The organism is Chryseobacterium viscerum (assembly GCF_002899945.2).
Taxonomy (GTDB): Bacteria; Bacteroidota; Bacteroidia; order Flavobacteriales; family Weeksellaceae; genus Chryseobacterium; species Chryseobacterium viscerum.
Window position 1 is genome coordinate 36,846 of record NZ_PPEG02000008.1, and the last position, 23,343, is coordinate 60,188.

23 protein-coding genes are annotated in these 23,343 nt (G+C 37.3%); 4 read left to right on the forward strand and 19 right to left on the reverse strand.

The genetic code is table 11. The annotated features are described in order from the left end of the window. Position 1: 1 nt before the first annotated feature. The 12 genes from C1634_RS18270 to C1634_RS18325 all read right to left on the reverse strand — a co-directional run bounded on the left by C1634_RS18270 (position 2) and on the right by C1634_RS18325 (position 13,406). Positions 2-1,240 carry a sulfate adenylyltransferase subunit 1 gene (locus tag C1634_RS18270; protein ID WP_103234508.1) on the reverse strand — a complete coding sequence of 413 codons (1,239 nt, stop codon included), beginning with the start codon at positions 1,238-1,240 and terminating at the stop codon, positions 2-4. Positions 1,241-1,334: 94 nt separating this feature from the next. Continuing rightward, entirely contained in the window at positions 1,335-2,243 is a 909-nt protein-coding gene (cysD, locus tag C1634_RS18275) for a sulfate adenylyltransferase subunit CysD (protein ID WP_103234507.1), read from the reverse strand. A 12-nt stretch (positions 2,244-2,255) separates the two neighbouring features. Continuing rightward, positions 2,256-2,969, reverse strand: a complete 714-nt coding sequence (locus tag C1634_RS18280; RefSeq protein ID WP_103234506.1) for a phosphoadenylyl-sulfate reductase — start codon at positions 2,967-2,969, stop codon at positions 2,256-2,258. Positions 2,970-3,051: 82 nt separating this feature from the next. Continuing rightward, the gene (locus tag C1634_RS18285) at positions 3,052-3,468 is read right to left on the reverse strand and encodes an RrF2 family transcriptional regulator (RefSeq protein WP_103234505.1); all 417 of its coding nucleotides are present in this window, start codon (positions 3,466-3,468) and stop codon (positions 3,052-3,054) included. 298 nt (positions 3,469-3,766) lie between these two features. Continuing rightward, the gene (locus C1634_RS18290; protein WP_109738896.1) at positions 3,767-4,258 is read right to left on the reverse strand and encodes a GNAT family N-acetyltransferase; all 492 of its coding nucleotides are present in this window, start codon (positions 4,256-4,258) and stop codon (positions 3,767-3,769) included. Between the two features lie 146 nt (positions 4,259-4,404). Beyond that, positions 4,405-5,382 carry an alpha/beta hydrolase family esterase gene (locus tag C1634_RS18295; RefSeq protein ID WP_165835358.1) on the reverse strand — a complete coding sequence of 326 codons (978 nt, stop codon included), beginning with the start codon at positions 5,380-5,382 and terminating at the stop codon, positions 4,405-4,407. 137 nt (positions 5,383-5,519) lie between these two features. Then, positions 5,520-7,670: a M43 family zinc metalloprotease gene (locus C1634_RS18300; protein ID WP_103235015.1), complete on the reverse strand. Its 2,151-nt coding sequence runs from the start codon at positions 7,668-7,670 to the stop codon at positions 5,520-5,522. Positions 7,671-7,751: 81 nt separating this feature from the next. Continuing rightward, complete coding sequence (locus tag C1634_RS18305; protein WP_109739008.1) at positions 7,752-9,017, reverse strand: NAD(P)/FAD-dependent oxidoreductase; 1,266 nt, start codon at positions 9,015-9,017, stop codon at positions 7,752-7,754. A gap of 8 nt (positions 9,018-9,025) precedes the next feature. After that, positions 9,026-10,024 (reverse strand): 4-hydroxyproline epimerase, encoded by a 999-nt coding sequence (locus tag C1634_RS18310; RefSeq protein ID WP_109738898.1) that lies wholly within the window; start codon positions 10,022-10,024, stop codon positions 9,026-9,028. After that, complete coding sequence (locus C1634_RS18315) at positions 10,021-11,511, reverse strand: aldehyde dehydrogenase (NADP(+)) (protein ID WP_262509923.1); 1,491 nt, start codon at positions 11,509-11,511, stop codon at positions 10,021-10,023. Before C1634_RS18315 ends, C1634_RS18310 begins: the two co-directional genes overlap by 4 nt. A gap of 16 nt (positions 11,512-11,527) precedes the next feature. Continuing rightward, on the reverse strand, positions 11,528-12,433 hold the full coding sequence (locus C1634_RS18320) for a dihydrodipicolinate synthase family protein (RefSeq protein ID WP_103234011.1): 906 nt from the start codon (positions 12,431-12,433) through the stop codon (positions 11,528-11,530). A gap of 91 nt (positions 12,434-12,524) precedes the next feature. Further along, positions 12,525-13,406 carry a helix-turn-helix domain-containing protein gene (locus tag C1634_RS18325; protein ID WP_103234010.1) on the reverse strand — a complete coding sequence of 294 codons (882 nt, stop codon included), beginning with the start codon at positions 13,404-13,406 and terminating at the stop codon, positions 12,525-12,527. A gap of 184 nt (positions 13,407-13,590) precedes the next feature. Here C1634_RS18325 and C1634_RS18330 point away from each other — a divergent pair, with 184 nt between their 5' ends. The 3 genes from C1634_RS18330 to C1634_RS18340 all read left to right on the forward strand — a co-directional run bounded on the left by C1634_RS18330 (position 13,591) and on the right by C1634_RS18340 (position 18,047). Continuing rightward, complete coding sequence (locus C1634_RS18330; RefSeq protein ID WP_109738900.1) at positions 13,591-14,985, forward strand: aminopeptidase P family protein; 1,395 nt, start codon at positions 13,591-13,593, stop codon at positions 14,983-14,985. A 14-nt stretch (positions 14,986-14,999) separates the two neighbouring features. Beyond that, complete coding sequence (locus tag C1634_RS18335) at positions 15,000-17,171, forward strand: S9 family peptidase (protein WP_109738901.1); 2,172 nt, start codon at positions 15,000-15,002, stop codon at positions 17,169-17,171. Positions 17,172-17,441: 270 nt separating this feature from the next. Continuing rightward, on the forward strand, positions 17,442-18,047 hold the full coding sequence (locus C1634_RS18340; RefSeq protein WP_103234007.1) for a DNA-3-methyladenine glycosylase: 606 nt from the start codon (positions 17,442-17,444) through the stop codon (positions 18,045-18,047). Positions 18,048-18,050: 3 nt separating this feature from the next. On the opposite strand, the gene mug is transcribed toward C1634_RS18340, so the two are convergent. Beyond that, entirely contained in the window at positions 18,051-18,554 is a 504-nt protein-coding gene (mug, locus tag C1634_RS18345; RefSeq protein ID WP_103234006.1) for a G/U mismatch-specific DNA glycosylase, read from the reverse strand. A gap of 276 nt (positions 18,555-18,830) precedes the next feature. Between mug and C1634_RS18350 the strand changes: the two genes are divergently transcribed. Continuing rightward, positions 18,831-19,148 (forward strand): DMT family transporter, encoded by a 318-nt coding sequence (locus C1634_RS18350; protein ID WP_103234005.1) that lies wholly within the window; start codon positions 18,831-18,833, stop codon positions 19,146-19,148. 189 nt (positions 19,149-19,337) lie between these two features. On the opposite strand, the gene C1634_RS18355 is transcribed toward C1634_RS18350, so the two are convergent. From C1634_RS18355 to C1634_RS18380, 6 genes are all read right to left on the reverse strand, one after another. Further along, positions 19,338-20,039: a LytR/AlgR family response regulator transcription factor gene (locus C1634_RS18355; protein ID WP_185145146.1), complete on the reverse strand. Its 702-nt coding sequence runs from the start codon at positions 20,037-20,039 to the stop codon at positions 19,338-19,340. Continuing rightward, positions 20,020-21,093, reverse strand: coding sequence for a sensor histidine kinase (locus C1634_RS18360; RefSeq protein ID WP_109738902.1), 1,074 nt, complete (start codon positions 21,091-21,093; stop codon positions 20,020-20,022). The genes C1634_RS18355 and C1634_RS18360 overlap by 20 nt, the downstream gene beginning before the upstream one ends. A gap of 129 nt (positions 21,094-21,222) precedes the next feature. Beyond that, complete coding sequence (locus C1634_RS18365) at positions 21,223-21,618, reverse strand: DoxX family protein (protein WP_103235347.1); 396 nt, start codon at positions 21,616-21,618, stop codon at positions 21,223-21,225. A gap of 424 nt (positions 21,619-22,042) precedes the next feature. Then, positions 22,043-22,546, reverse strand: coding sequence for a TlpA family protein disulfide reductase (locus C1634_RS18370; RefSeq protein ID WP_228410107.1), 504 nt, complete (start codon positions 22,544-22,546; stop codon positions 22,043-22,045). 1 nt (position 22,547) lies between these two features. Continuing rightward, entirely contained in the window at positions 22,548-22,976 is a 429-nt protein-coding gene (locus C1634_RS18375; RefSeq protein ID WP_103235345.1) for a rhodanese-like domain-containing protein, read from the reverse strand. Positions 22,977-23,066: 90 nt separating this feature from the next. Further along, positions 23,067-23,333 (reverse strand): hypothetical protein, encoded by a 267-nt coding sequence (locus C1634_RS18380; protein WP_109738904.1) that lies wholly within the window; start codon positions 23,331-23,333, stop codon positions 23,067-23,069. Positions 23,334-23,343: the final 10 nt, after the last annotated feature.

Below are 23,343 nucleotides of genomic sequence, written 5' to 3' on the forward strand. Positions count from 1 at the left end.
TCTATTGAATTATACAGGCTGCTACCGTTGAATTGGACGTTTCATCTACCAAAATAGCCGAGCCCGTTGTTTTATTATTGGTAAAGCTGTCATACACCAGAGGTTGTGCCGTACGGAGCGTAACTTTTACAATTTCGTTCAGCTTAATTTCGCCATCGGTCTGTTCCCGGATCAGGGTATTGACATTGATCTTATAATCTACCTCTTTTACAACTGCTTTTATAAGTCTGCTGTTTTGCTGCAGAAGGTATTTATTCCCTGGCTGCAGCGGTTTCTGATCAAGCCAGCATAAAAGAACTTCAAGGTCTTTTTCAACGGCAGGAACATCTTCTTCTGTAGCAAAAACATCTCCCCGGCTGATATCTACATCATGGGCAATGTGAATAACGGCTGGCTGGCCTTCAAAAGCTTCTTCTTTTTCAATGCCATTGATCTCAATTTTGGTGATTTCAGTGGTCAGATCTGCTGGAAGAATATGGATTCTGTCTCCTTTTGAAAATTTTCCGCTTAATATTTGTCCGGCATATCCTCTGTAATCATGCAGTTCTTCCGTTTGAGGACGGATTACATACTGAACCTGAAAACGGCTTCCGTTATTTGTTTCTTCATTTAACGTTACTTCTTCAAGATATTCGAGAAGTGAATTTCCTTCGTACCATTCTGTTCTGGACGATTTTGAAACAATATTATCTCCTTTCAATGCTGAGATCGGGAAATAACTGACATCGTTTAATCCCAGATTTTCTGCAATTTTTGAATATTCTGATTTAATGGTTTCAAAAACTTCTTCGGAATAATCTACCATATCCATTTTGTTGATGGCTACAGCTACTTTTTTCAATTGTAATAAAGAAGCGATGATAGAATGTCTTCTGGTCTGTTCAATCACGCCTTTTCTTGCGTCGATCAGAATCACCATCAGGTCAGAATTGGAAGCTCCTGTTATCATGTTACGGGTATACTGCACATGTCCTGGAGCATCAGCAATGATAAATTTTCTTTTTGCGGTTGAAAAATAACGGTAAGCAACATCAATAGTAATTCCCTGCTCTCTTTCCGCACGCAGACCATCCGTTAAAAGGGCAAGGTCTACCCCGTCTTCATTTTTGTTTTTAGAGTGTTTTTCAAGGACTTCCAATTGATCCTGTAAAATACTTTTGCTATCGTAAAGCAGTCTGCCGATAAGGGTACTTTTACCGTCATCTACGCTTCCTGCTGTTATAAATCTTAATATATCCATCCGATTTTTGTTATAAATGATAAGTGATAAATTATGAATGATAATTGATGAAAATACTTGGTGTAATCATTGATCAATTATCTTTTATCATTGATTAAAAGTAACCTCCTTTTTTTCTATCTTCCATTGCGGCTTCTGTTACCCTGTCGTCAATTCTGGTTTCGCCACGTTCTGAAATTCTGGTTGCTACAATTTCTTCGATGACAGCATCTATTGTTATGGCATGAGATTCTACAGCTGCAGTGCATGTCATGTCTCCTACAGTACGGTAACGGATTTTCTTTGTGGTGATGATATCTTCCGGCTCTAGGAAAACGTGTGACGAATTAGCAAGCCATTGACCATTAAAATCTACCACTTCCCTTTCGTGCGAGAAATAGATGGAAGGAAGTGCAATTTTCTCCCTGCGGATATAGTTCCAGATGTCTAGCTCTGTCCAGTTGCTGATCGGGAAAACTCTTACATTTTCTCCTTTATGGATTTTTCCGTTGAAAATATTCCACAACTCTGGGCGCTGAAGTTTGGGTTCCCACTGCCCGAATTCATCACGAACTGAGAATATTCTTTCTTTGGCGCGGGCTTTTTCTTCATCTCTGCGGGCTCCTCCAATGCAGGCATCAAATTCAAATTCTTCAATGGTATCAAGAAGAGTGTAGGTTTGCAGCCAGTTTCTACTTGGAAATTTACCTTTAGCCTCAGTCAATTTTTTACTTCTAATAGTGTCTTCCACTTTTCTGACCGCCAGATTGACATCCAACTGCTTTACCAACTGATCTCGGAAATCCAATACTTCCGGAAAATTGTGCCCGGTATCTACATGAACAAATGTGAATGGGATTTTTCCGTGAAAGAATGCTTTTCGTGCCAGATGAGCCAGTACAATACTGTCTTTTCCTCCGCTGAATAATAAGGCAGGACGTTCAAACTGGCCTGCAACTTCTCTTAATATGTAAATAGATTCGGCTTCTAACTGATCTAAATAGTTTAACTGATGTATTGACATTTTTTTCTTTTTTTATTGATGAATATGCAGACCGCATTCTTTTTTGTTGGCATCTTCCCACCACCATCGGCCGGCTCTGAAATCTTCCCCTTCTTTGATCGCTCTGGTACAGGGCTCGCATCCTATGCTGACAAATCCTTTTTTATGAAGATGATTATAAGGCAAATGATGATCTTTTACATACGCTGTCACCTGTTCAGAAGTCCAGTGAAGGATGGGATGATACTTAATAATTTTGTTATCCGGATCCCATTCCAATTGAGGCATATTCTGTCTGTTGGCAGAATGTTCAGACCTCAGACCGGTAATCCATACTTCATAGCCTTCCAGTGCTTTTCTTAAAGGATGAACCTTTCGAATGGTACAGCATGCTTTCCTCTTCTCTACGGATTGATAAAAAGAATCGGGTCCATTTTCTGTTACAAATTCTCTGAGCTCTTCCATATCCGGATAATAGGCTTTGATTTTCTTTTTAAAGAAAGCTTTTGTGGATGTCCAGGTTTCGTAGGTCTGTTCAAAAAGTCTTCCTGTATCCAGGGTAAATATTTCAATAGGTAAATCTTTTATCAGATGAGTGATGACCTGATCTTCATAGCTGAAGCTGGTTGAAAAGATCACTTTACCCGGGAATTTTTCAGTCAGTATTTCCAGCCCATTGGTTTGAAAAGAAGCTTCAGAAGCCGCTTTCAATAGATTATCGTATTCATTTTCAAGACTGTTTTCCATGTCGAATTGAGATTTTAGTCTTGCAAATATATATAAAATCCTATAACTCCTATCAAAATAGTAGAATTTAAATGAAAAAAAATTATTTGTTGTTGATAAACTTAGTCAGAGTGGCTTCCATCATGCTTGTTCTGGTCTTTTCACGAACGATCATTAATTCTTTTCTCAGATAGCAGACTGCTTCATCTACACAATCATCACAGGCTTCGTAAAAGTTTAAAGATACACAAGGAGTAAGAGCAATAGGTCCATCGAAAATACGGTAAATGTCTGCTAATGAAACATCATCAGGAGATTTTAATAAGTAATAGCCTCCTACTTTGCCCTGCTTACTGTTAACCAGTTTTGCTCTTTTCAGTTCAAGAAGAATTTGTTCCAGAAATTTCTTAGGGATGTTCTCATCTTGTGCAATAATAGAAGTCGCCAGAAAGCCCTGGTTATAATTCCTTGCTAATCTGACCATTGCTTTGAGTGCGTATTTGCAACGTTTCGACATCATAATCTCTGCAAGTTATGATAAATTATCTGATAAATGAAATGTTTTCCGTGAATGGCTTTGATTATGCCTTAACCACAAATCGAAGATTTAACGAAGTTAAAAGTCATAAAAGATGATAAACACTTAAGTTAATCTTAAGTTACAAATAAGCTGCTGAGAAGTTCACTAAAGCTTAAAAATCAAAGATTTTTATGGATACTTTATGCTTAGTTTTGGTAAGAAGAATATATCTGGGTAAATCTGTGGGAGAACTTATTCAATAAGGGATTGCTGGGCTTTTCATTTTTCTTTGGATTTACTATTTTTGTAAAATAAAGTAAGCCAATTCTTTGTCCTCACGAACCAGATTTTCAGTTCTAATGAATCCATTTTTAAGAAGAACTTTTTGTGATCCAATATTATCGAGATCGGTTACCGCTACGATATCTTTATTGTAATTCAATGATAGACAATGGTCTAAAAGCGCTTTGCATACCTCAGTTCCGAGTCCTTTACCCCAGTAATTTTCTCCTAAGGTATACCCTATTTCTATTTGTTCAGGGTTGTCTAGAAAAACTCTGGCAAGGCACATTCCAACAAAATCCTGAGTCTGAGCATTAAATATTCCCCATCTGCTGAATGGACCTTCTTTATAATCTGCTAATGCTTTATCAAACATTTCCTTATATTCTTCAGGAGTCTTGTAAGGAAGATACCGGGTAACGTTTTCATTTTCAAAAAGGGTAGAAAACAACGAAAATTCTTCAGGAGTAAATTCGCGGATGATGATGGTGTCGTTTTTATAATGCATTGGAATTGTTATAACAGAATAAAAGTACATAAATAAATGAAAAAAGCTCATGAAAAAAATAAAAAATTGGGCTTACAATGAAGCCCAATCCACTGCATATGAATACTAAACTATTATTCATATTACTGAGAAAAGTGTTTTGTTATTTAAAAAGTTTTAAACCAGTCTGTAACTGCCTTGAAATAATAATCAGGAGGTTGGTGGCCAAGAAGACTTCCCTGTCCGGAATATTGTCCTCCTTGATATAATGTAAGTTTAACCTGTGAAGTTCCGGGATAGGTTTTAGTTACATCTCCTTGGTTTCCGATTGATTTTGTAGTAAACTGATTAGGATTTCCATTATTTTTTAGAATCCAAAAATCAGCCTGTTCTTTCCCAAAAATTCCATTAGGACTTGTGCTGCCAAAATGATCATCATTCAATCCAAAGAAAACCCAGACTGCTGTATTTCCCAGGTAACCAGGTTCATTAATGAAGTTTCCATTATCTTCAAACCAAAAAGGTCTATTAGAGGCCACTGGAGCAATGGCTCTGAATACTCCTTTCAGAAAATAAGCCGTAACATTAGTCATATCTCCGCCCCATGAATGTCCTGTCGCGAAAATACGATTGTTATCAATTGAATAAGTGTTTTTGATGAGATCTAAAAGTTCTTTGGTAAACTGTATATCATGCATTCCTGCATAGTATTCACCATAATTTCCCAAAGCCCAGCCTTTATCACCATCCCACACATATTTTTGATCGGGATAAACAAAGATGGTATTTTCCATTAATTTCTCCAGTCCAAGATTATTCCAGCCAAGTCCAGCCCAATCATACATTGATTCTCCTGTAGAATCGGTACCCGCAAAGAAAAATACAAGCTTATATTTTTTTGTATTGTCATAATTGGCAGGTACAGAAATGTAATAACTCCTTTTTCCACCGGCTGCAGTTGAAAAAGTATAAGTCTTTTGCCCGCTTCCTAAACCGTTCTTTGAAAAATTTGAAGATGGTAATTTTGGTTCATCTTTGCTGATAACCAAATCCTGATTTTCAACGGAACAGGAATAACAAAAAAGGAAACTGAATAAAAAGGAAATCTTTAAAAGATTAATCCCTAAAAAAGCTGTTGTTTTCATATGTATACTATTTTGTATGGTATTGTTAATTAAATCTTTCAGGATTAGAAATGCTGATATGAACAGTGGGTTTCTCTTCATTAGCAATTTCAGACACTGTTTTTCCAAAAATGGGTCCTAGGCTTAGCGTTTTGATCCTATTTTTTAATGAATTTTTGGGAAGATTTCCCTAAAGAAGTTTCAATATCAATTAAATAAGTTCCGCTTAGGAAGTGTTTAACATCAACCTTATCACCAATAACTTTAGCATTCATTTTTCTTCCAAACATATCATAAACAGAAATTGACTTAATTTTCCCTTTTGTTTTAATATTTAATACATCAGAAGCTGGATTTGGATAGATAGATGTTTCTGAGTTTGTTGTATCAACGTCTGAAGTGGATAATGATGATAATGCACAAGGGGTTGTAATACTGCCATATGGTTGTGTATTATATCCAAACTCAGTTACAGAATAACCTGAACCATTGGCCCCAACAATCAGTTTGAAATAGCCGTTAATATTGTAACCTTCGAATTGGTTTCTAAAACCAACATAAGCGGTTTTACCAGACCAGTTAGTGTATGTAGGGGTGTACACGTCAAGTTGTCCGGGAGTCCCAATTGGGTAACCTATATTATTTGCATTAGTTATAGTGGTGCAGGCCGGAATTAAACTGATATTTCTTGTTCCTGTTTGGCATACTAATCCTTTCCAATAGGTTTCAAATTTTAATTGATTTGCGCCATAGTACCAAGCACCATATCCTGCATCATCACTAAGTTCCGGGTTAATGATAAAATATTTCCAAGGTGCTCCGGAGTTGGTTATTACTGTTGTTACTGTTGGGTTGGCATAGCTTTCCAGAGGAGTCCCTGTAACTATTTTATAGGGATCTTTGTAAGAAAAAGTTAATGCCAAAGCTGTAGTTGATCCTAATGAAGTTACACCTCCTGTTATAGCTGGATTCAGAAACGTAATTGATGAATTCAGGACCTGACTTTTAGGGTGACTGGTTGCAGCACCATTTATGGTAAGCGTAGCAGTAGTAGGGCTTGTAACTGCTATAGTTGCTGTTAGTCCTGCTGGTAATGAAGAAGTGAAATGTGTTCCTGCAGTAAGAGTTGTTCCATTTGATACGGCAAATGTTGCTCCGTTTAGCGTAATCGTTGATGTAGGAGCAGAGGCTACTGTTCCATCTAATGACACCCTACCACTATTGTCTAAGTTCTCTGTAAATGTACTGTTGCTAAGGGTTAGCCTAGGTGGAGTATTAGCAACTCCGGTTGCAGCTAAGTTGGCAGGCTGCCATAAATTCATTCGCGAAGGATGGTTTAATGCTGCTAGCATTCTGTTAACCTGTCCAGTGGTAAACATTTTATAACAACCGGCAGAACCGTTGTATCCCATATAGTTTTCAACGTTTACTTTCTGTCCAAGACAATTGTTACCCGCTGTACATCCTAATCCGGAAGAATTATTTTCTACAGGTGTGTCAGCAACTCCGTCACCATCATTAGTTGGGTTTGCAGTTGAACATGGAACATTAAACGTGTGTTGAAGATTTAACCAATGCCCAAATTCGTGAGTAAATGTATCAGAAAACTCGTTTGAAGCCACTGTTCCTGCAGCATTAAATATATAACGTCCATTATAAACAACTCTGGCTGTATTTACTGAAGTCATGTATGAATCCGGATACCAGGCAACTCCTGATTGATATAAATCTTTATTAGCATATAGGTCATTTTGGATATATACATTCATATACTTTGTATTATCCCAAGCATCGGTGCCAATTTCTGTATCATATCCGCCTCCATTACCATATCCTCCTTTGAAAGGGTGAAATACCACTCCACTTGTTGCTTTTCCGGTTGGATCAATTTTAGCTAATCGAAATTCAATACTTAATGCGCTTCTAATAGATTGGAAGTCAGAATCTACAGTGTTTGAATCAGTGTTGATTCCATTGAAATTTAAGTTGATTTGTTCCAGTAAGTCAACTACTTTTTGGTAATTTACTTTTACATTACTTTGAGATTCTCCATACACATGAAAAACCACAGGGATGATGTAGGTTGGGTTATTGATACTGTTATTCAATGACCTTTTGCCTGAACCCATTTTTTTCATGAAATCTTGAGTGTATTTTTCAAAATTTTCATATTCAGCCTTAGATTCAGGATGCAGTTCAAAATGTTTTTTCATCATTTCATCTGCTTTACACTCATGAGGTCTATTTTCTTGAGCAAAACCTATTATTGGGAAGAGGGAAACAAGTAGTAGTAATTTAAATTTTTTCATGATTTTTGGATTTGTTTGTTAATAAATTATTTAAATAATCAAATTGTTTTGGGCTTAATTTTGTGTGTTATGTGATGTTTTTTAATTAAATCTTTCAGGGTTGAATATCTTTATCTCAACCGTTGGCTTTTCTTCATTTACAATTTCGGAGACTGTTTTCCCGAAAATAGGTCCGAGACTTAATCCCATCATTCCGCCGCCGCCTGCGATAATCAGATTTTTCAATTGGGAAGATTGACCTAAATATGGAAGTCCATCCGGAGCACAGGGCCTGTAGCCAAACCAGATTTCAGATTCTTTGGGCATGTCCACTTGAAAATCGGGTAAATATTTAGGAATGGACTGTATGATCCCTTCTACCCTTTTCCTATTAATTTTGTCATTATGGGAAGCCAGTTCCATGGTTCCGCCAAAACGGATCTGTCCGTTCATAGGAGTTACTGCCACTCTTGCCTCAAGTAATAATGCCGCATGTTCCATTTTGTGTAAAGGATTTATGGGACTATGCATGAATGAGTAGCCTTTTCCGGGCATTAATTGAATTTTAAGACCTGCTTTTTGAGCGAGTTCCGGTAAGAATGAACCTCCTGTCATAACAAATCTGTCTGCGGTAAACTGTTTCCCATTAGCAATAACTGTTTTAATATTATTTCCGGATGTTTCAAAACCTGTTACTTTATGATGGGTATGGAAAATGACGTTGTTATTCTTAAGATAAGAAATCATTTGTTTCATCAGCTTAACCGGATTCATATGACCGTCACATTTATAATTGATCCCTCCGATAACATCCAGCTGAATATTGGGTTCGAGTTCCTGAATTCCTTTTTTATTCAGAATATCCACCGATAATCCCATCTTGATTGCTTTGTGGGCAAGCTCTGTCTCTTCTTCTGCTACTTTTTCTGTTTTATAAAGCATCAGAATGCCATTTTGATTAAGCTCAAAATCAAATTCATCTTTTGCTGCAATGTCATTATAAAGTTGGCTGCTCGCAAGATTAAGATCCCGGATGGCCGCTGCAGAATGATTAACATGTTTCTGATTAGAATGTTTCAAAAACTTTACTCCCCAGGATATCAGATTGGCGTTGAGAGAAGGTTTTACATAAAACGGACTTTTACTGTCAAACATCCAGCGGATTCCCTGTGCAACGACTCCCGGTGCGGCTAATGGGGTAAAATGACTGGGCACAATCATTCCTGCATTGCCATAAGAGCAATTGTTGGTAAGATCGTTTTGTTCAAGAATCTCTACTTGCCATCCTTTCTGTAAAAGGTAATAGGCTGAGCTTAATCCCGCTATTCCTGCACCAATGATGAGTGCTTTTCCTTTATTCTGTGTCATATATTTGTTTACATTACCTGAAATCCCAGCCAATAAGGATCTTCATCATCTATAATAATCTGATTATATCCGGTAATTCTTGCCCACCCTTCTACTGACGGAATAATCGCCGGCCTTCCGTCTAATGCAGCTGCCTCCTCAATTCTCCCGATAAACTGAGAACCGATATAGCTTTCATGGATAAATTCTTCTCCTTTCTTTAATTTTCCCTTAGCATACCATTGAGCCATTCTTGCAGAAGTTCCGGTGCCGCAAGGTGAACGGTCTAAAGCATTTTCACCTACCAGCACTGCATTTCTTCCGCTGGCTTTAGGATCTGTAGGCTTACCGGTCCACTGAATATGGCTTAATCCGGTAATGTGTTCTATTTCAGGATGAACGAATTGATACTTTTCATTGAGTAATTTTCTGATGATCTTTCCATAATGAATAAGCTGGCTGGCCGTAAAATCTGAAATATCTCTGAAGTTTTCCTGAGGATCTATAATGGCATAAAAGTTTCCGCCATACGCTACATCAGCGGTTATTAATCCCAGATCCGGACATTCAATTTCCAGGTTTTCAGCATACAGAAAAGATTTTACATTGGTCAGTTTTACAGATTTTACTTTTTTTCCTTCCTGTACGTAATCTATAAGAATAAGTCCTGCGGGGGTCTCAAGGCGTAATTTTCCTGGAATTTTAGGAATAACAAGACCTTCTTCAATAGCAATGGTAACGGTTCCAATTATTCCGTGGCCGCACATGGGAAGACATCCGCTGGTTTCAATATATAAAACTCCGATATCATTATTCTCATCAATAGCAGGGTACAGAATACTTCCGCTCATCATGTCATGCCCGCGGGGTTCAAACATTAATCCTTTTCGTATCCAATCATATTCTTTCATGAAATGAAGCCGGCGCTCCATCATTGAATTTCCTTTCAAAATAGGAGCACCTCCTGCAACAAGGCGTACAGGACATCCACAGGTATGTGAGTCTATACAAAAAAATGTTCTGTTCATGTTGTCTGTAATTTTAATGATCCTGAATTCATTTTCCCATCTACTATTCTGCTGATTTGCAATGGGTTGTCGTTTTTCAGCTCTTCCGGCAAAAATTCATCCGGCCAGTTTTGGAAAGAAATTGGACGAACAAAGCGTTTGACAGCATCCGGCCCCACAGAAGTAAACCGGGAATCGGTAGTAGAGGGAAATGGCCCGCCATGTTGCATGGCATAGACAACTTCTACCCCTGTAGGCATTCCGTTAAATAATAGTCTTCCGCATTTATCTTTCAGAATATTGATCAGCTTACTATTATCACGAGCATCTTCATCAGTAGCTGCTACTGTAATTGTCAATTGTCCTTTTAGCTGTTCTGCAATTTTCGTTATTTCTTCAGATGTTTCACATGCTACAACAATACCAAATGGTCCAAAAACCTCTTCACTCAGTACAGGATTATTGATAAAGTTCTGGGCATTGGTTTTTATAATTAAAGCACTTCCTTGCCAACCTTCTGCTTCTGTATTGACTTCTGCAATTAATTCAACATCAGGTTGTTTTGCTGCGACATTCTTATGTTTCTCAAAATTTTCAAATATACCTTTGTGAAGCATATTCGAGGGAGCAACGTTCTGAATCTCATCTTTTAATACATTTATAAATCGGTCAAGTGATTTCCCTTTCAATGCAATCAAAACTCCCGGATTTGTACAAAATTGTCCTACTCCTAATGTTAAAGAAGCAATATATCCCTTCGCTAATGTTTCTGCTTTTGTGTCAAGCAGACGCTGAAGGGCAAATACAGGGTTGATACTTCCCATTTCTGCAAATACAGGAATAGGATTCTCACGGCGGTTTGCCATATCAAACAAAGCCTTTCCACCATTGAAAGATCCGGTAAATGCAACCGCCCGAATATCTGAATGTTGGGTCAAATAAGCCCCGATCTCGTAAGAAGTTCCGGTAATATGACTAAAGATCCCTTCAGGCCATCCAAGTGCTGTAACAGCTGTAGTTATCGCATCAGCCATTATTTGAGAAGTCTTAGGGTGTGCCGGATGTGCTTTTATAATTACAGGACAACCAGCTCCGATAGCACTCGCGGTATCCCCTCCAGCTGTAGAAAATGCAAACGGAAAATTGCTCGCCCCAAAAATGACGACAGGTCCAATGCCTACATTGTATTTTCGAAGATCCATTTTTTGCTTTTCGGGCTGAGGAAGATCAATTCTGGGTTCTGTATATATTCCTGTGGCTACAGCTTTCGCATACATTCTCCATTGTCCCACTGTTCTGGCCTTTTCACCAGTAAGTCTTGCTAAGGGTAATGAAGTTTCGGCATGAGCTGTTGTCAAAAGTTCTTCTCCCAAAGCTTCGATCTGATCTGCAACAGCATTCATAAATTCTGCCCGTTCATTGATCGTTGTATTCTTCAGGAACTGAAAAGCTTCAACAGCCAGCTGAATTCTTCTGTCAATATTTTCTGTTGATGTTTCTTCAATCATAGTCATATTTCTGGTATTAATTGAGTATCGGACGCTTAGCTCTGCTTTCTTCAATGATCTTTTGAATTTTTTCTGCTTCCTCTCCATGAAGTTCAAGACGTGGGGCTCTCACATAAGGACTGCTTATTCCTTCTGATGTAGCAGCCAGTTTGATGTACTGAATAAGTTTAGGATGAATGTCCAGCTCCAGCAATGGCATAAACCATCTGTAGATCGCTATTGCTTTGTCATACTCACCTGCTTTAACAGAATTGTACATGGCCATTGTTTCATTAGGAAATGCATCTACAAGACCTGCTACAAGGCCGTCAGCTCCAAGCATAAGTGTTTCCAGACAGATGGTATCTACTCCGCCAAGAATTTTGATCCTTTTCCCGAAACGATTGATCATTCTTGTGACATTAGCCAGATCTCTCGTTGATTCTTTAACCGCTTGAATGGTTGGATACTCAATAAGTTCCTCAAACATTTCAAGGGTTACATAAATTCCGTAATCTACAGGATTGTTGTAAATAAGAATAGGAAGATCAGTAGCAGAGGCTACGGCTTTAAAGTATTCTAAAACTTCACGGCTGTCGGCTTTATAGCGCATAGGAGGAAGAAGCATGAGTCCGTCTGCACCCAATTCTTTTGCTTTCTGAGCAAAGTTTACTGCATTTTTAGTTGTATTTTCAGAAAGATTGAGAATGACAGGAATTCTTCCCTGTGTTATTTTTTTTGCGTATTTCAGCAATTCAAATTTTTCTTCGGTTTCCAAAGCGCTGGCTTCCCCCAATGTTCCTGCAAGGATAATTCCATGAACACCTGCTTTGATCTGGGCTTCTGTATTTTGAGTGAACATTTCAAAATCAATCTCACCATCTTTGGTAAATGGAGTTAATACAGCAGGATAAATACCTTCCCAGTTTAGTTTTGTACTCATATCAAATAATATTTATCCAAAACTAGCAGAATTTCAAAATGACAAATGTTAATATTTTAATAGATATTAACCATATTTTAACAGGTTGTTTTTATTGCTCTATGGTAGCCTCTTTATAGTGTTTAAGGTATTCTTTAGGTGAATATTTCATAATGGACTTGAAAACCCGGTTAAAATTGGTAAGGCTGTTGAACCCACTATTGAAAGCAACAGAAGAAATACTGTACATGCTGCTGGATGTCAAAAGTTTGCAGGCTCTTTGTACACGAAGTTCATTAAGATATTCAATATAAGTAATGCGGGTACGTTTTTTAAAAGAGCGACAAAAAGCCTGAGGAGTCATACAGGCTTCTTTGGCAATAAGGTCGAGGGTAAGTTTAGTTTGGGCAAAATTCTTCTTAATAAAAGTCTGGGCATCTATAATTCTTTGATCATAGTCTGAAATATGATCAGGCAGCTTCTTTTCTGCGGATAAAGGGATATGGAGATGTCTGTTATGCATAAGGTGACTCAAAATCCTGATAAAATCTATGATCTGGTCTACTCCTTCTGTTTTTTGTAATGCTGCAATGTTTTCCCCGATGCTTATTTTTAATTTAGGAGCCACCTGGAAGCCTACTTCTGAATGGGCAATAAAATTTTTAAGTTCTCCGAATTCCGGTAAGTCGAAAAATGCAGCAATCTTTTTATAAGGATCAAAGAAAATAGAGATTGAATGAACCTTTTGTTTTTCATCTTTATTAAAATCACCTCTGAAAACATGAGATTGATTGGCTCCTAGATAGAAGATATCCCCCTCTTCAAAAGTAAAGAGGTTTTGTTCTATAGCTAGTGTCCCATGCCCTTTGATAATCCACATGATCTGGGTTTCCGTATGGCGATGGAAGTAAGGATAGAAATTGGGCATAATGTCTTCCTGGATGCGTATACTTTTGTTGGTGTCAGCAGGAACTGAAAACTGGAGACTCTTCATAGAATCAATATTTTATGAGCTAATGCAGTTAAAAGGTTAAAATATGACCGAATTTAAGCAAAATATGAACACTGAATATCATATTAAAATCCAAACTTTACATTATCTTTATTTTCATGAATAAAGAGCTGTCAATAGTACAAAATCGTAACTTTAAAACTTTAAATTAAAAAGTATTCATAATATGTTTTCAACACAAACCTATCAAGATAGAAGAACAGTATTACAACGTAATGTAGCCAACGGAATTTTATTGTTTTTGGGAAATATAGAGAACCCTGTGAATTTTGAACACAATCCTTATTATTTCCGCCAGGACAGTACCTATTTATATTATTTCGGGATTCAGGAACCCCGTATTGTGGCCATTATTGATATTGATGAGAATAAGACCATTATTTTCGGGGATGAATTAAGTATAGATGATATCGTATGGATGGGCAGACAGGAAACCCTGAAAGAGAAAAGTCTGAAATCCGGTGTACAGGAAACGCGTCCTTATGCAGAACTTTCTCAATATATTGTAAAAGCACAAACTTCTGGTAGAAAGGTACATTATCTTCCTCCTTATCAGTCTTCCAATAAAATTTTGCTGGCGGATCTTCTCGGAATTAAAATTGCTGAATTACAGCCTTCCGTAGAGATGATTAAAGCTATCGTAAAGCAACGTTCCATCAAAGAACCTCAGGAAATTGTACAGATAGAACAGGCGGTAGATGTATCCAATGAAATGCATTTACTGGCGATGCTTGCAGCAAAACCGGGGATGAAAGAATATGAAATTGCCAACGCCATCCAGCATCTTGCTGCCGATAAAGAATGTCAGATGTCTTATCCGCCAATCGTAACGATAAATGGGGGAATTCTTCATAATCATTACCGTCTTAATACGATGAAAGAAGGTGATCTTTTCCTGAACGATTCCGGAGCGGAAACAGCGATGGGATATGCAGGAGATCTTACCAGAACTTTTCCTGTGAGCAAAACTTTTACGACAAAGCAAAAGGAAATGTATGAAGTGGTTCTGAATGCTTTTAATCATGCTCAACAGCTTTTGAAGCCGGGAGTACGATTCAAAGATATTCACTTGAAGGCTGCACAGCATTTGGTAGAAGGACTTATTGACCTTGGACTGATGAAAGGAAATCCTGAAGATGCAGTAAAGAATCATGCTCATACCCTATTTTTCCAGTGTGGACTGGGGCATATGATGGGACTTGATGTACACGATATGGAAGATCTTGGTGAGCAATATATCGGTTACACTGAAGAAGAACCAAAAGACACCAAAACATTCGGGCTTAAATCTTTACGTTTAGGAAAATCTTTGGAATCTGGATTTGTAGTAACTGTTGAGCCAGGTATTTATATGATCCCGGAACTGATTGACATGTGGCAGGCTGAAAATAAAAATGCAGACTTTATTAATTATGATAAAGTCAATGAATACCGAAATTTCGGAGGAATCCGTGTTGAAGATGATTTCCTGATCACATATGACAGTTACAGACTCCTGGGGAATGGATTGATCAAAACAGTTGAAGAAATTGAAAATTACAGAGCTGAGCATTTAGCTTAATCCAAATAATATCTATGAAGAATATCAAAAAACTAACGATCATTGCATTGTATTTCCTGTGTCTGTCGCCATTTGCGGCACAAAAAACACAGTGGACTCCTGATGGCAATGCGTATTATTCATTTACTAAAAAAGGGGTTGAAATTGTAGATGTACTGCATCCCGGAAAAGATCAGACGCTCTTAAGCAGCAGTGAGCTGGTTCCTGCCGGAAGTTCTGAAGCACTGCAGGTACAAAGCTTTCAGGTATCTCCCGATGACAAAAGTTTATTGCTTTTTGCCAATACTAAGAAAGTATGGAGAGACAATACTCGTGGGGATTACTGGATTTTCGATAAAAATACTAAAAAGCTTACCCAGCTTGGAAAAGGCTTACCAGCTTCATCACTGATGTTTGCGAAGTACTCACCAGACGGTAAAAAAGTAGCTTATGTATCTAAGCATAATATTTATGTGGAAGATCTTTCCAACAATCAGCTTACCAAAATTACTACAGACGGCACAGATGGAATGATCAATGGTACTTTTGATTGGGTTTATGAAGAAGAATTCGGAACTCAGGATGGCTTCCGATGGTCTCCCGATGGAAACAAAATCGCTTACTGGAAGCTGGATGCACGAGGAACGAAAAATTTCCTGATGATCAATAATACCGATAGTCTGTATTCATTTACCATTCCGGTAGAATATCCAAAGGTGGGTGAAAATCCTTCCGGATGCAGTATCTGGTTTTATGATCTGGCTTCCAAATCTTCAAAGAAAGCTGATATTGCAGGAGATGAAATGCAAAACTATATCCCAAGAATGGAATGGGTACTGGATTCTAAATCCGTTATTCTGCAGCAACTGAACAGAAAACAGAATCAAAGTAAAATTATCGTAGCAGATGCGGGTTCTGGAAGCAGTAAAACTATTTATACAGAAACAGATGCGGCATGGATTGATATCAAATCCCGCTGGAACGACAATGATCCAAGCGGCTGGGATTGGATTGATAATGGAAAAGAGTTCCTATGGCTTTCTGAAAAAGACGGATGGAGACATATTTATAAAATAGATATGAGCGGTAAAGAAACATTGATTACAAAAGATGCTTTCGATGTGATTAAGCCGGAGTTTTTTGATGTTCAGAACAAGCAGATCTACTTTTTGGCTTCACCGAATAATGCTACCCAGAAATATCTGTACAAAGTAAGCATGAAAGGAGGAAATGCCCAAAAAGTAACGCCTGGAGCCTATACAGGTTCTAATCAGTATACAATATCGCCCAATGGGAAGATCGCGATGTTTACGAATAACAGCATCAATACCATTTCAATAGGCTCTGTAGTTTCGCTTCCTGAGCATAAAGAATTGGTTGCCGCCAAAAGATCAGCAAAAGCAGATCCTGCAAGATCTAAGGCAGAGTTTTTTCAGGTTACGACTCAGGATGGAATTACTCTGGACGGATGGGTAGTAAAGCCTAAAAATTTCGATCCTAATAAAAAATACCCGATTGTTTTCATGGTATATGGAGAACCGGCAACACAAACGGTAACAGACAGTTTTTATACAGGCTGGAACGAATTATATGTCGGAGATATGGCTGAAGACGGCTACTTATATGTTTCCCTTGAAAACCGCGGAACTCCTGCACCAAGAGGCCGTGAATGGAGAAAATCTGTGTACCGAAAAATAGGACAATTGAATATCCGAGATCAGGCAATGGGAGCTAAAGCTTTATTCGCAAAATGGCCGTATGCCGATACTTCAAGAGTTGCCGTATGGGGCTGGAGCGGTGGTGGTTCTTCTACCCTGAACCTTCTGGGACAATATCCTGATATTTACCAGACAGGAATTGCTATTGCCCCAGTTGCCAATCAGTTATTCTATGATAACATCTATCAGGAACGATATATGGGCCTTCCACAGGAGAACAGAGAAGATTTTGTAAACGGGTCTCCACTGGCTTATGCTAAAAATCTAAAAGGAAATCTTTTACTCGTTCACGGAACAGGTGATGACAATGTACATTACCAGAATACTGAGGTTTATATCAATGAACTGGTAAAATACAACAAACAGTTTCAGCTGATGTCTTATCCTAACCGTACCCATTCTATTGATGAAGGAGAAGGAACATCATTGCACCTGGCGACCATGTTCACCAAGTATTTGAAAGAACACTGTCCTCCGGGAGGAAAATAATAATGAAAGTCTCACATAATGTGGGACTTTCTTGTTTCAGGATTAAACAAAAATCCCCCGGATTGTTCCGGGGAATAATAGTGTCAAAAACTGATATTTTTTATAATGATGTAAAGTGATGTTACATTAACAACAACAATGGATATGCCAAATTAATCACTATTTTATGAAATGTGACTTTTTGTGGTACCTTTTTTACCTGATCCTTCAGCTCTTTTATTTTTTACAAGATTATCACTAAATTTGAGTGAATCATTTCTAAAACCATTCATGAAACTACCACGCTCCTATTATTCCAATCAGGATGTTCTTTTTTTAGCTCAGGACCTTTTGGGAAAAGTTCTCTTTACTGAAATCAATGGTGAGATAACAGCCGGAATCATTATAGAAACAGAAGCCTATTTTGGTGTTCAGGATAAAGCTTCCCATGCCTATGGTGGCAGGCGTACAGACCGAACTGAAATCCTGTACAACAGTGGCGGAGTTTCTTATGTGTATCTATGCTATGGAATTCATCATCTTTTCAATATAGTGACTTCTGTGGAAGACGATCCTCACGCTGTTCTGGTAAGAGCTGTTGAACCTTTGATCGGCAAAGAAATCATGGAATTGAGGAGAAATATGCCTGCTTCTAAAGCTGCTATTTCTGCTGGCCCGGGATCTGCTGCCAAAGCATTAGGAATTGACAGGTCATTCAACAAAAAAGATTTAACGGAAAATGAGATCTGGATTGAGGATCATGGTATTTCGTATACTAAGGCTGAAATTGTTACAGGACCTCGTATTGGTGTTGCCTATGCACAGGAACATGCGCTTTTGCCATGGCGTTTTTTTGTGAAAGGAAATAAATATGTGAGTAAGCCCAATAAAGGATAACCATCAGGACTCATGAACAGAATCATAAAACTCTTTATAATAGGTAACCAGACTTTCAAGAGAAAATCCACGGTTCAGGCCGCTGGTATTGGGTAAAACCCACACTTTTGCTCCACAAAAATCCTCATGCTGTTCTCCCCACAGAATTTCTTTCTTTTTAGAAAAAGCTTTGTAAGCAGCTTTACCAAGAAAAGCGATATATTTCGGTTGATATTTTGTTATTTTTAATGTAAAACTTTCAAGAGATTCATCAAATTCCTCCTTAGAAAGCTCATCCGCACGGGAAGTCGCTCTGGCTACAGCAGTCGTCAGTCCATATCCGAAATCCAGAAGAGAAATATCATTCACCGCTTCAATCTCGTAAGGTGTAAACCCTGAAAGATGAAGAACCTTCCAAAAACGGTTGCTCCTGCCCGAAAAATGATGTCCGTCATTGGATGATTTTAAACCGGGATTGATTCCACAAAAAATAACATTGATTTGGGGGGAAATAATGTCTGTCAGCATAATAAAAATGAATTGGCTATATAAGTATTTTCATTGCTTAAAGGTATCAATATTTGTATTATTCTGAGATAGATTTTATATCAAAATAAGATACGTTTCACCTTCTTTAAAATACGTTTTATCTTTGATTTTTGCGGTGTCACTCAGTTTATATTATTGGATATGAACAGATAGCGGTAATTTTGCAACAGTAATTAAGATGTTGTATTCTATTGTAAAGAACTCATTTTTAACTCTATTCTTTCAACAGTAGAAAACATCATTAAAATAAATAATATGAACTGGATTGCATTAATTATTGCAGGAATTTTTGAAATCGGATGGCCTTTAGGGCTTAAACTCTCTCAACAGCCGGAAAATAATAAATGGAGCTGGATCATGTTTTCAGTATTGTGTATGACCATTAGCGGCGGATTTCTCTGGTATGCTCAGAAAAGTATTCCTATCGGAACAGCATATGCAGTCTGGACAGGAATTGGTGCCGTAGGAACTCTATTGGTAGGGATTCTGTTTTTTCAGGACTCTGCAAGTATTTTAAGGTTACTTTCTGCCTTACTGATTGTTGTTGGGATCGTGGGTCTTAAACTATTTTAAAAAAGAAATTGGCTTAAGATTATTGCTAATCATTAAGCCAAATCATTATTCAACATTGAAATAATACACTAACTCTATTTATAATGGCAGACCTTTGGATTGAACGGTTGAGAATTCCCCTCTTTTGGAGGGGTGGCGAAAATTCAAAGAATTTTTGACGGGGTGGTTTTAAACAATTTCATTCCAATCTTAAAGCTCCAGCAGCGGTTTATAAGTCCTGCCTACAGGCAGTTTTTTCCCATTGATCTCGATAACATTGGCCGACTTTACTTCAATTTTTGATTTGGATATGATATATGATTTATGAATGCGGGCAAACATTTTAGGAGGCAACGTTTCCTCCATTTTGCTGATGGGCATTTTGAAAGTAAAAGTTTCTGTCTTTGTATGAATATGAATGTATTCCCTTAAACTTTCGATGTAAAAAATATCCTCTAAAATGATTTTAACCTGCTTTTTACCACTGTTGATAAAAATATAATCACGTTCAGATATTTCCAGTAAAGCATCTTCAGCTTCCATTAAATGCTTGAATCTTTCGATGGCTGTCAGAAAACGGTCATACGGGATAGGTTTCATCAGATAATCAGCAATATCCAGCTCATAGCCTTCTACCGCATACTGATGATAAGCTGTCGTAACGATAACAAATGGAGGATTTTTTATCTTCCTCAGAAAATCAAAACCTTTTACCACTGGAAGATGAAGATCCAGAAACATCAGATCCACATTATGAATGCTCAAAAGACTGCTGGCATATACGGCATCGGAACATTTTCCTACCAGATTCAGTTCCGGATCCCGGGATACAAAGCTCTCCAGAATTTCTGCGGCAATAGGTTCATCTTCTACAATAATGCAGTTGTATTTTTTAGAGGCTGAGTGTATCATGGAAACCTATGGTTAGTTTTACAGTATAGTAGTCATTATGATCTTCTACAAAAAGGGTATGCAAAGGATAAAGGAGTTCAAGCTGTCTGCGGATATTTTTCAGACCTATCTTCGTAGAATGCTCGTGAGGCCTTCCTTCTTTGGAATTTTCTATGAAATACGTAAGGATTTTGTTTCTCAACTGAATATCAATGGTGATAAATGTATCTCCTAAACTTTCGGAAACTCCATGTTTGAAGGCATTTTCTACAAACTGTATCAATATCAGCGGTGAAATTTCCTGAGAAGGATGATCAATATCCTCTTTAAAGTTCACCGTAAGCTGGCGGTGTCGTATTTTCTGGATCTGTATAAAATCTTTGATATTTTCAATATCCTTCGCTATGGAAATAGTTTTCTCTGCCGCTTCATAGATATTATACCGCATTACCTTCGAAAGTTGAAGGATAACATCCGGAGTTTCATCAGCCTTTTTGAGAGCCATTCCGTAGATGTTATTGAGAGTATTGAAAAGAAAATGCGGATTGATCTGCGCTTTGAGCATCGTCAATTCCTGATCCAGCTTTTCCGATTTTAATTGTGAGATCTGTTCTTTTAAAAGATTCTTCTGCCTTGTAATCTCAACCCCGAAAATAAGTCCTACCATAAAAATAAGATCCATAAAAGAATTGAATGCCACATAACCATTGATAAATCCCGATGGCTGCTTACCATCCAAGGTTTCTGTGACGTTATAAATGTAAGGATAAATGATAGTATGGGCTAAAAACCGGTGTCCTAAAACAGCGATTATCACAATAAAAATATAGCAGAGGTATTTTAAAAACTCTTTAAAACGAACTTTTTCATATACATACAGCAAAGCATACGCTAATGGAATTTTAACCAAAAAATACCCCAGCTCCAGAATAAGGGTATTCTGAAGTCTTATTTGCCATTTGAAATCCGGAAACTGATACCTGGACCAATAAAAGTCAAGGTAAACTTCCAGAATATAATACAATATCCAAAAAAGCAAATGAATGCGCAGCTTAGATCTAGGGTCTGATTTCAAGCTTATGATGATTTAATAGCACAAAGTACTGATTGTTCAATCAAATATAGAAATATAAGTCTACGAAATGAAGATAATGATATACAAACTCCCTTTTTAATGGTAAAAATTGAAGTTTTTATAGGAAGTCTAAACGTTCTTTTTATTCAGAAATTTTAAATCAACTTCAGGATACATAAGATTAAAAAAACTGAAGATCAGTAAGATATTGAAATCAATCCCATTAGTTCCTCCCCCTACTACAAACCAGCCGTTCTGCCAGTGTACATAATAGATTCCGAAAGCAAAAATGAGTATATTAAAAATAGCCACTGGTTTGATGCATCTATCGATCCAAATCAATGGAACTGAGAGAAGATGTATCAGTTTCAATGCCCAGGCTATATAAACCCCTGCAGGATAGAATCCTATACTGTCCAGATAGATACGTCCAAAATTATTGACATCTCCACTAAAAATAGAAATCACACTGTGCATCATCAAAATAACCGAAAGTGCCGAACGAAGGAAGAAATTCTTTTTCATAAGACCAAAATTAATGAATGAATAGAAAGCCCCTTTAATTTTGTATATCAACAACTTTGAAACAGATACGAAATTATATTCTTTGTGTATGAACTGCATTTTAATGAAATAGAGCTAATAATAAATAATTTTTAATATTTCATGTTTTGGTGATATAATTGAAATAATTTATTATATTTACAATCATAATAACCATATACATGAAAAATACACGATCATTTTTAATTACAGCTACTCATAGAACTTAAATAGACTATTTTATCAGATACAATGATTTATTCCCTCATGGTCATTGGTCTGTTTTCACAATGATGTTTTCAAATTATTTTGTACACAAGATTCTAATACACAAATACTTCTTTTCAACTAAAAAGAGCAGTAATTTATTTACTGCTCTTTTTAAATATCTATAAGATTTTATCTATTAATTCTGACTTAAACTTTTCTTTAAAAATTCATCCAGATCCTTACTATGAAGGTTTTTGGCAACAATAGTTCCCTGTCCATCGATGATGACATTAAAGGGAAGTTCATCAATCTCGTAAAGTTTAGCAACAGGACTTTTCCAGAATTTTAAATCACTTACCTGTATCCAGTTGATACCGAATCTATTGATGGCTTTCTGCCAGCTTTCTTTATTCTTATCTAAAGAAACCCCCAGAATTTCAAACGTGTTGTTTTTTATCTGCTCTGAATAGGTATCATAAATTGCTTTCAGTTGGGGCTGTTCTTCTACACAGGGAGCGCACCATGTAGCCCAGAAATCGATTAGAACCAGCTTCCCCTTTAACGTTGAAAGTGAAAATAAAACTCCGTCTGCCTTAGTCATTGTAATTTCAGGAGCCTTCTTTCCTATTTCTATTTTAGTTTGAGAAAAAATAGTTCCTGAGAAAATCGTTAAAAATAACACGATAAAACCGGTCTTCATATTAATCATTTGTAGGATAATCTTTGTCTAGCCAATCTGTTTTGATATTTTTCGGAAGATTTAATAGTTTCGCATTTTTGAATCCCATTTCCATCAGCAATGCAAAAGCAGGGCGTATATTAGGACATTTCACGAAAGGACAGCATCCACAATAGATGACAATTTCTTTGTCTTTAGAAACATTTTTAAGATAATTTCTTAGTTTTTCCAGATTTTCAGGCTCGTGGGTAGGCCCGATATCTACAGAACCTTTGATGATGGCTTCAGGTCCTACTGAAATGATGACCACCTCTTTTGTTTTATTTTTTAAAATTCTGGAAGCCAGCAGCGCGGGGTCCATCAGCTGGCTGTCTTTCCATGGATCCTGTTTTTGCTGTGCCTGGCTGAAAAAAGAACAGACAAAACAAGCAATGATAAACAAATACTTCATACTTCTATTTTTCACAAAGATAAAAATGTTTTATTGAGCGATCTGTACTGGATACAGGAAAATTAGGATCCACGGTAGATTTTGTAGAAATCAGAATTTTTTTGGAGTTACATGAATTACATTTGAAGCTCCCGGTTCTATGACAAATTGAGTCCCTCCTTCCCTTTCATTTTCCCTGCCTTGTATGGCTGATCCTGTAACCAGAGTTAATTTCCCCTGAAAAACTGGATGTGGTGGTGATAGTGGAATTTCAATTTCCTCTTCTTCGAGCTGTATAATAATAGATTCTGCGTCAATACGCTGGCGTGTTCCGTCCTTTGCAACAGCGAATGCTTGATATGTATGGGGTGTATTCATTTTTTGTTTT

What these genes read in the sequence shown, in the direction of transcription:
- C1634_RS18350 (WP_103234005.1), top strand. Translation starts at nt 18,831, where the DNA reads ATGAACTGGATTGCATTAATTATTGCAGGAATTTTTGAAATCGGATGG.
- C1634_RS18310 (WP_109738898.1), bottom strand. Translation starts at nt 10,024, where the DNA reads ATGAACAGAACATTTTTTTGTATAGACTCACATACCTGTGGATGTCCT.
- C1634_RS18335 (WP_109738901.1), top strand. Translation starts at nt 15,000, where the DNA reads ATGAAGAATATCAAAAAACTAACGATCATTGCATTGTATTTCCTGTGT.
- C1634_RS18305 (WP_109739008.1), bottom strand. Translation starts at nt 9,017, where the DNA reads ATGACACAGAATAAAGGAAAAGCACTCATCATTGGTGCAGGAATAGCG.
- C1634_RS18325 (WP_103234010.1), bottom strand. Translation starts at nt 13,406, where the DNA reads ATGAAGAGTCTCCAGTTTTCAGTTCCTGCTGACACCAACAAAAGTATA.
- C1634_RS18270 (WP_103234508.1), bottom strand. Translation starts at nt 1,240, where the DNA reads ATGGATATATTAAGATTTATAACAGCAGGAAGCGTAGATGACGGTAAA.
- C1634_RS18300 (WP_103235015.1), bottom strand. Translation starts at nt 7,670, where the DNA reads ATGAAAAAATTTAAATTACTACTACTTGTTTCCCTCTTCCCAATAATA.
- C1634_RS18285 (WP_103234505.1), bottom strand. Translation starts at nt 3,468, where the DNA reads ATGATGTCGAAACGTTGCAAATACGCACTCAAAGCAATGGTCAGATTA.
- C1634_RS18290 (WP_109738896.1), bottom strand. Translation starts at nt 4,258, where the DNA reads ATGCATTATAAAAACGACACCATCATCATCCGCGAATTTACTCCTGAA.
- C1634_RS18375 (WP_103235345.1), bottom strand. Translation starts at nt 22,976, where the DNA reads ATGAAGTATTTGTTTATCATTGCTTGTTTTGTCTGTTCTTTTTTCAGC.
- C1634_RS18280 (WP_103234506.1), bottom strand. Translation starts at nt 2,969, where the DNA reads ATGGAAAACAGTCTTGAAAATGAATACGATAATCTATTGAAAGCGGCT.
- C1634_RS18315 (WP_262509923.1), bottom strand. Translation starts at nt 11,511, where the DNA reads ATGATTGAAGAAACATCAACAGAAAATATTGACAGAAGAATTCAGCTG.
- C1634_RS18370 (WP_228410107.1), bottom strand. Translation starts at nt 22,546, where the DNA reads ATGAAGACCGGTTTTATCGTGTTATTTTTAACGATTTTCTCAGGAACT.
- C1634_RS18355 (WP_185145146.1), bottom strand. Translation starts at nt 20,039, where the DNA reads ATGATACACTCAGCCTCTAAAAAATACAACTGCATTATTGTAGAAGAT.
- C1634_RS18295 (WP_165835358.1), bottom strand. Translation starts at nt 5,382, where the DNA reads ATGAAAACAACAGCTTTTTTAGGGATTAATCTTTTAAAGATTTCCTTT.
- C1634_RS18330 (WP_109738900.1), top strand. Translation starts at nt 13,591, where the DNA reads ATGTTTTCAACACAAACCTATCAAGATAGAAGAACAGTATTACAACGT.
- C1634_RS18340 (WP_103234007.1), top strand. Translation starts at nt 17,442, where the DNA reads ATGAAACTACCACGCTCCTATTATTCCAATCAGGATGTTCTTTTTTTA.
- C1634_RS18365 (WP_103235347.1), bottom strand. Translation starts at nt 21,618, where the DNA reads ATGAAAAAGAATTTCTTCCTTCGTTCGGCACTTTCGGTTATTTTGATG.
- cysD (WP_103234507.1), bottom strand. Translation starts at nt 2,243, where the DNA reads ATGTCAATACATCAGTTAAACTATTTAGATCAGTTAGAAGCCGAATCT.
- C1634_RS18380 (WP_109738904.1), bottom strand. Translation starts at nt 23,333, where the DNA reads ATGAATACACCCCATACATATCAAGCATTCGCTGTTGCAAAGGACGGA.
- C1634_RS18320 (WP_103234011.1), bottom strand. Translation starts at nt 12,433, where the DNA reads ATGAGTACAAAACTAAACTGGGAAGGTATTTATCCTGCTGTATTAACT.
- mug (WP_103234006.1), bottom strand. Translation starts at nt 18,554, where the DNA reads ATGCTGACAGACATTATTTCCCCCCAAATCAATGTTATTTTTTGTGGA.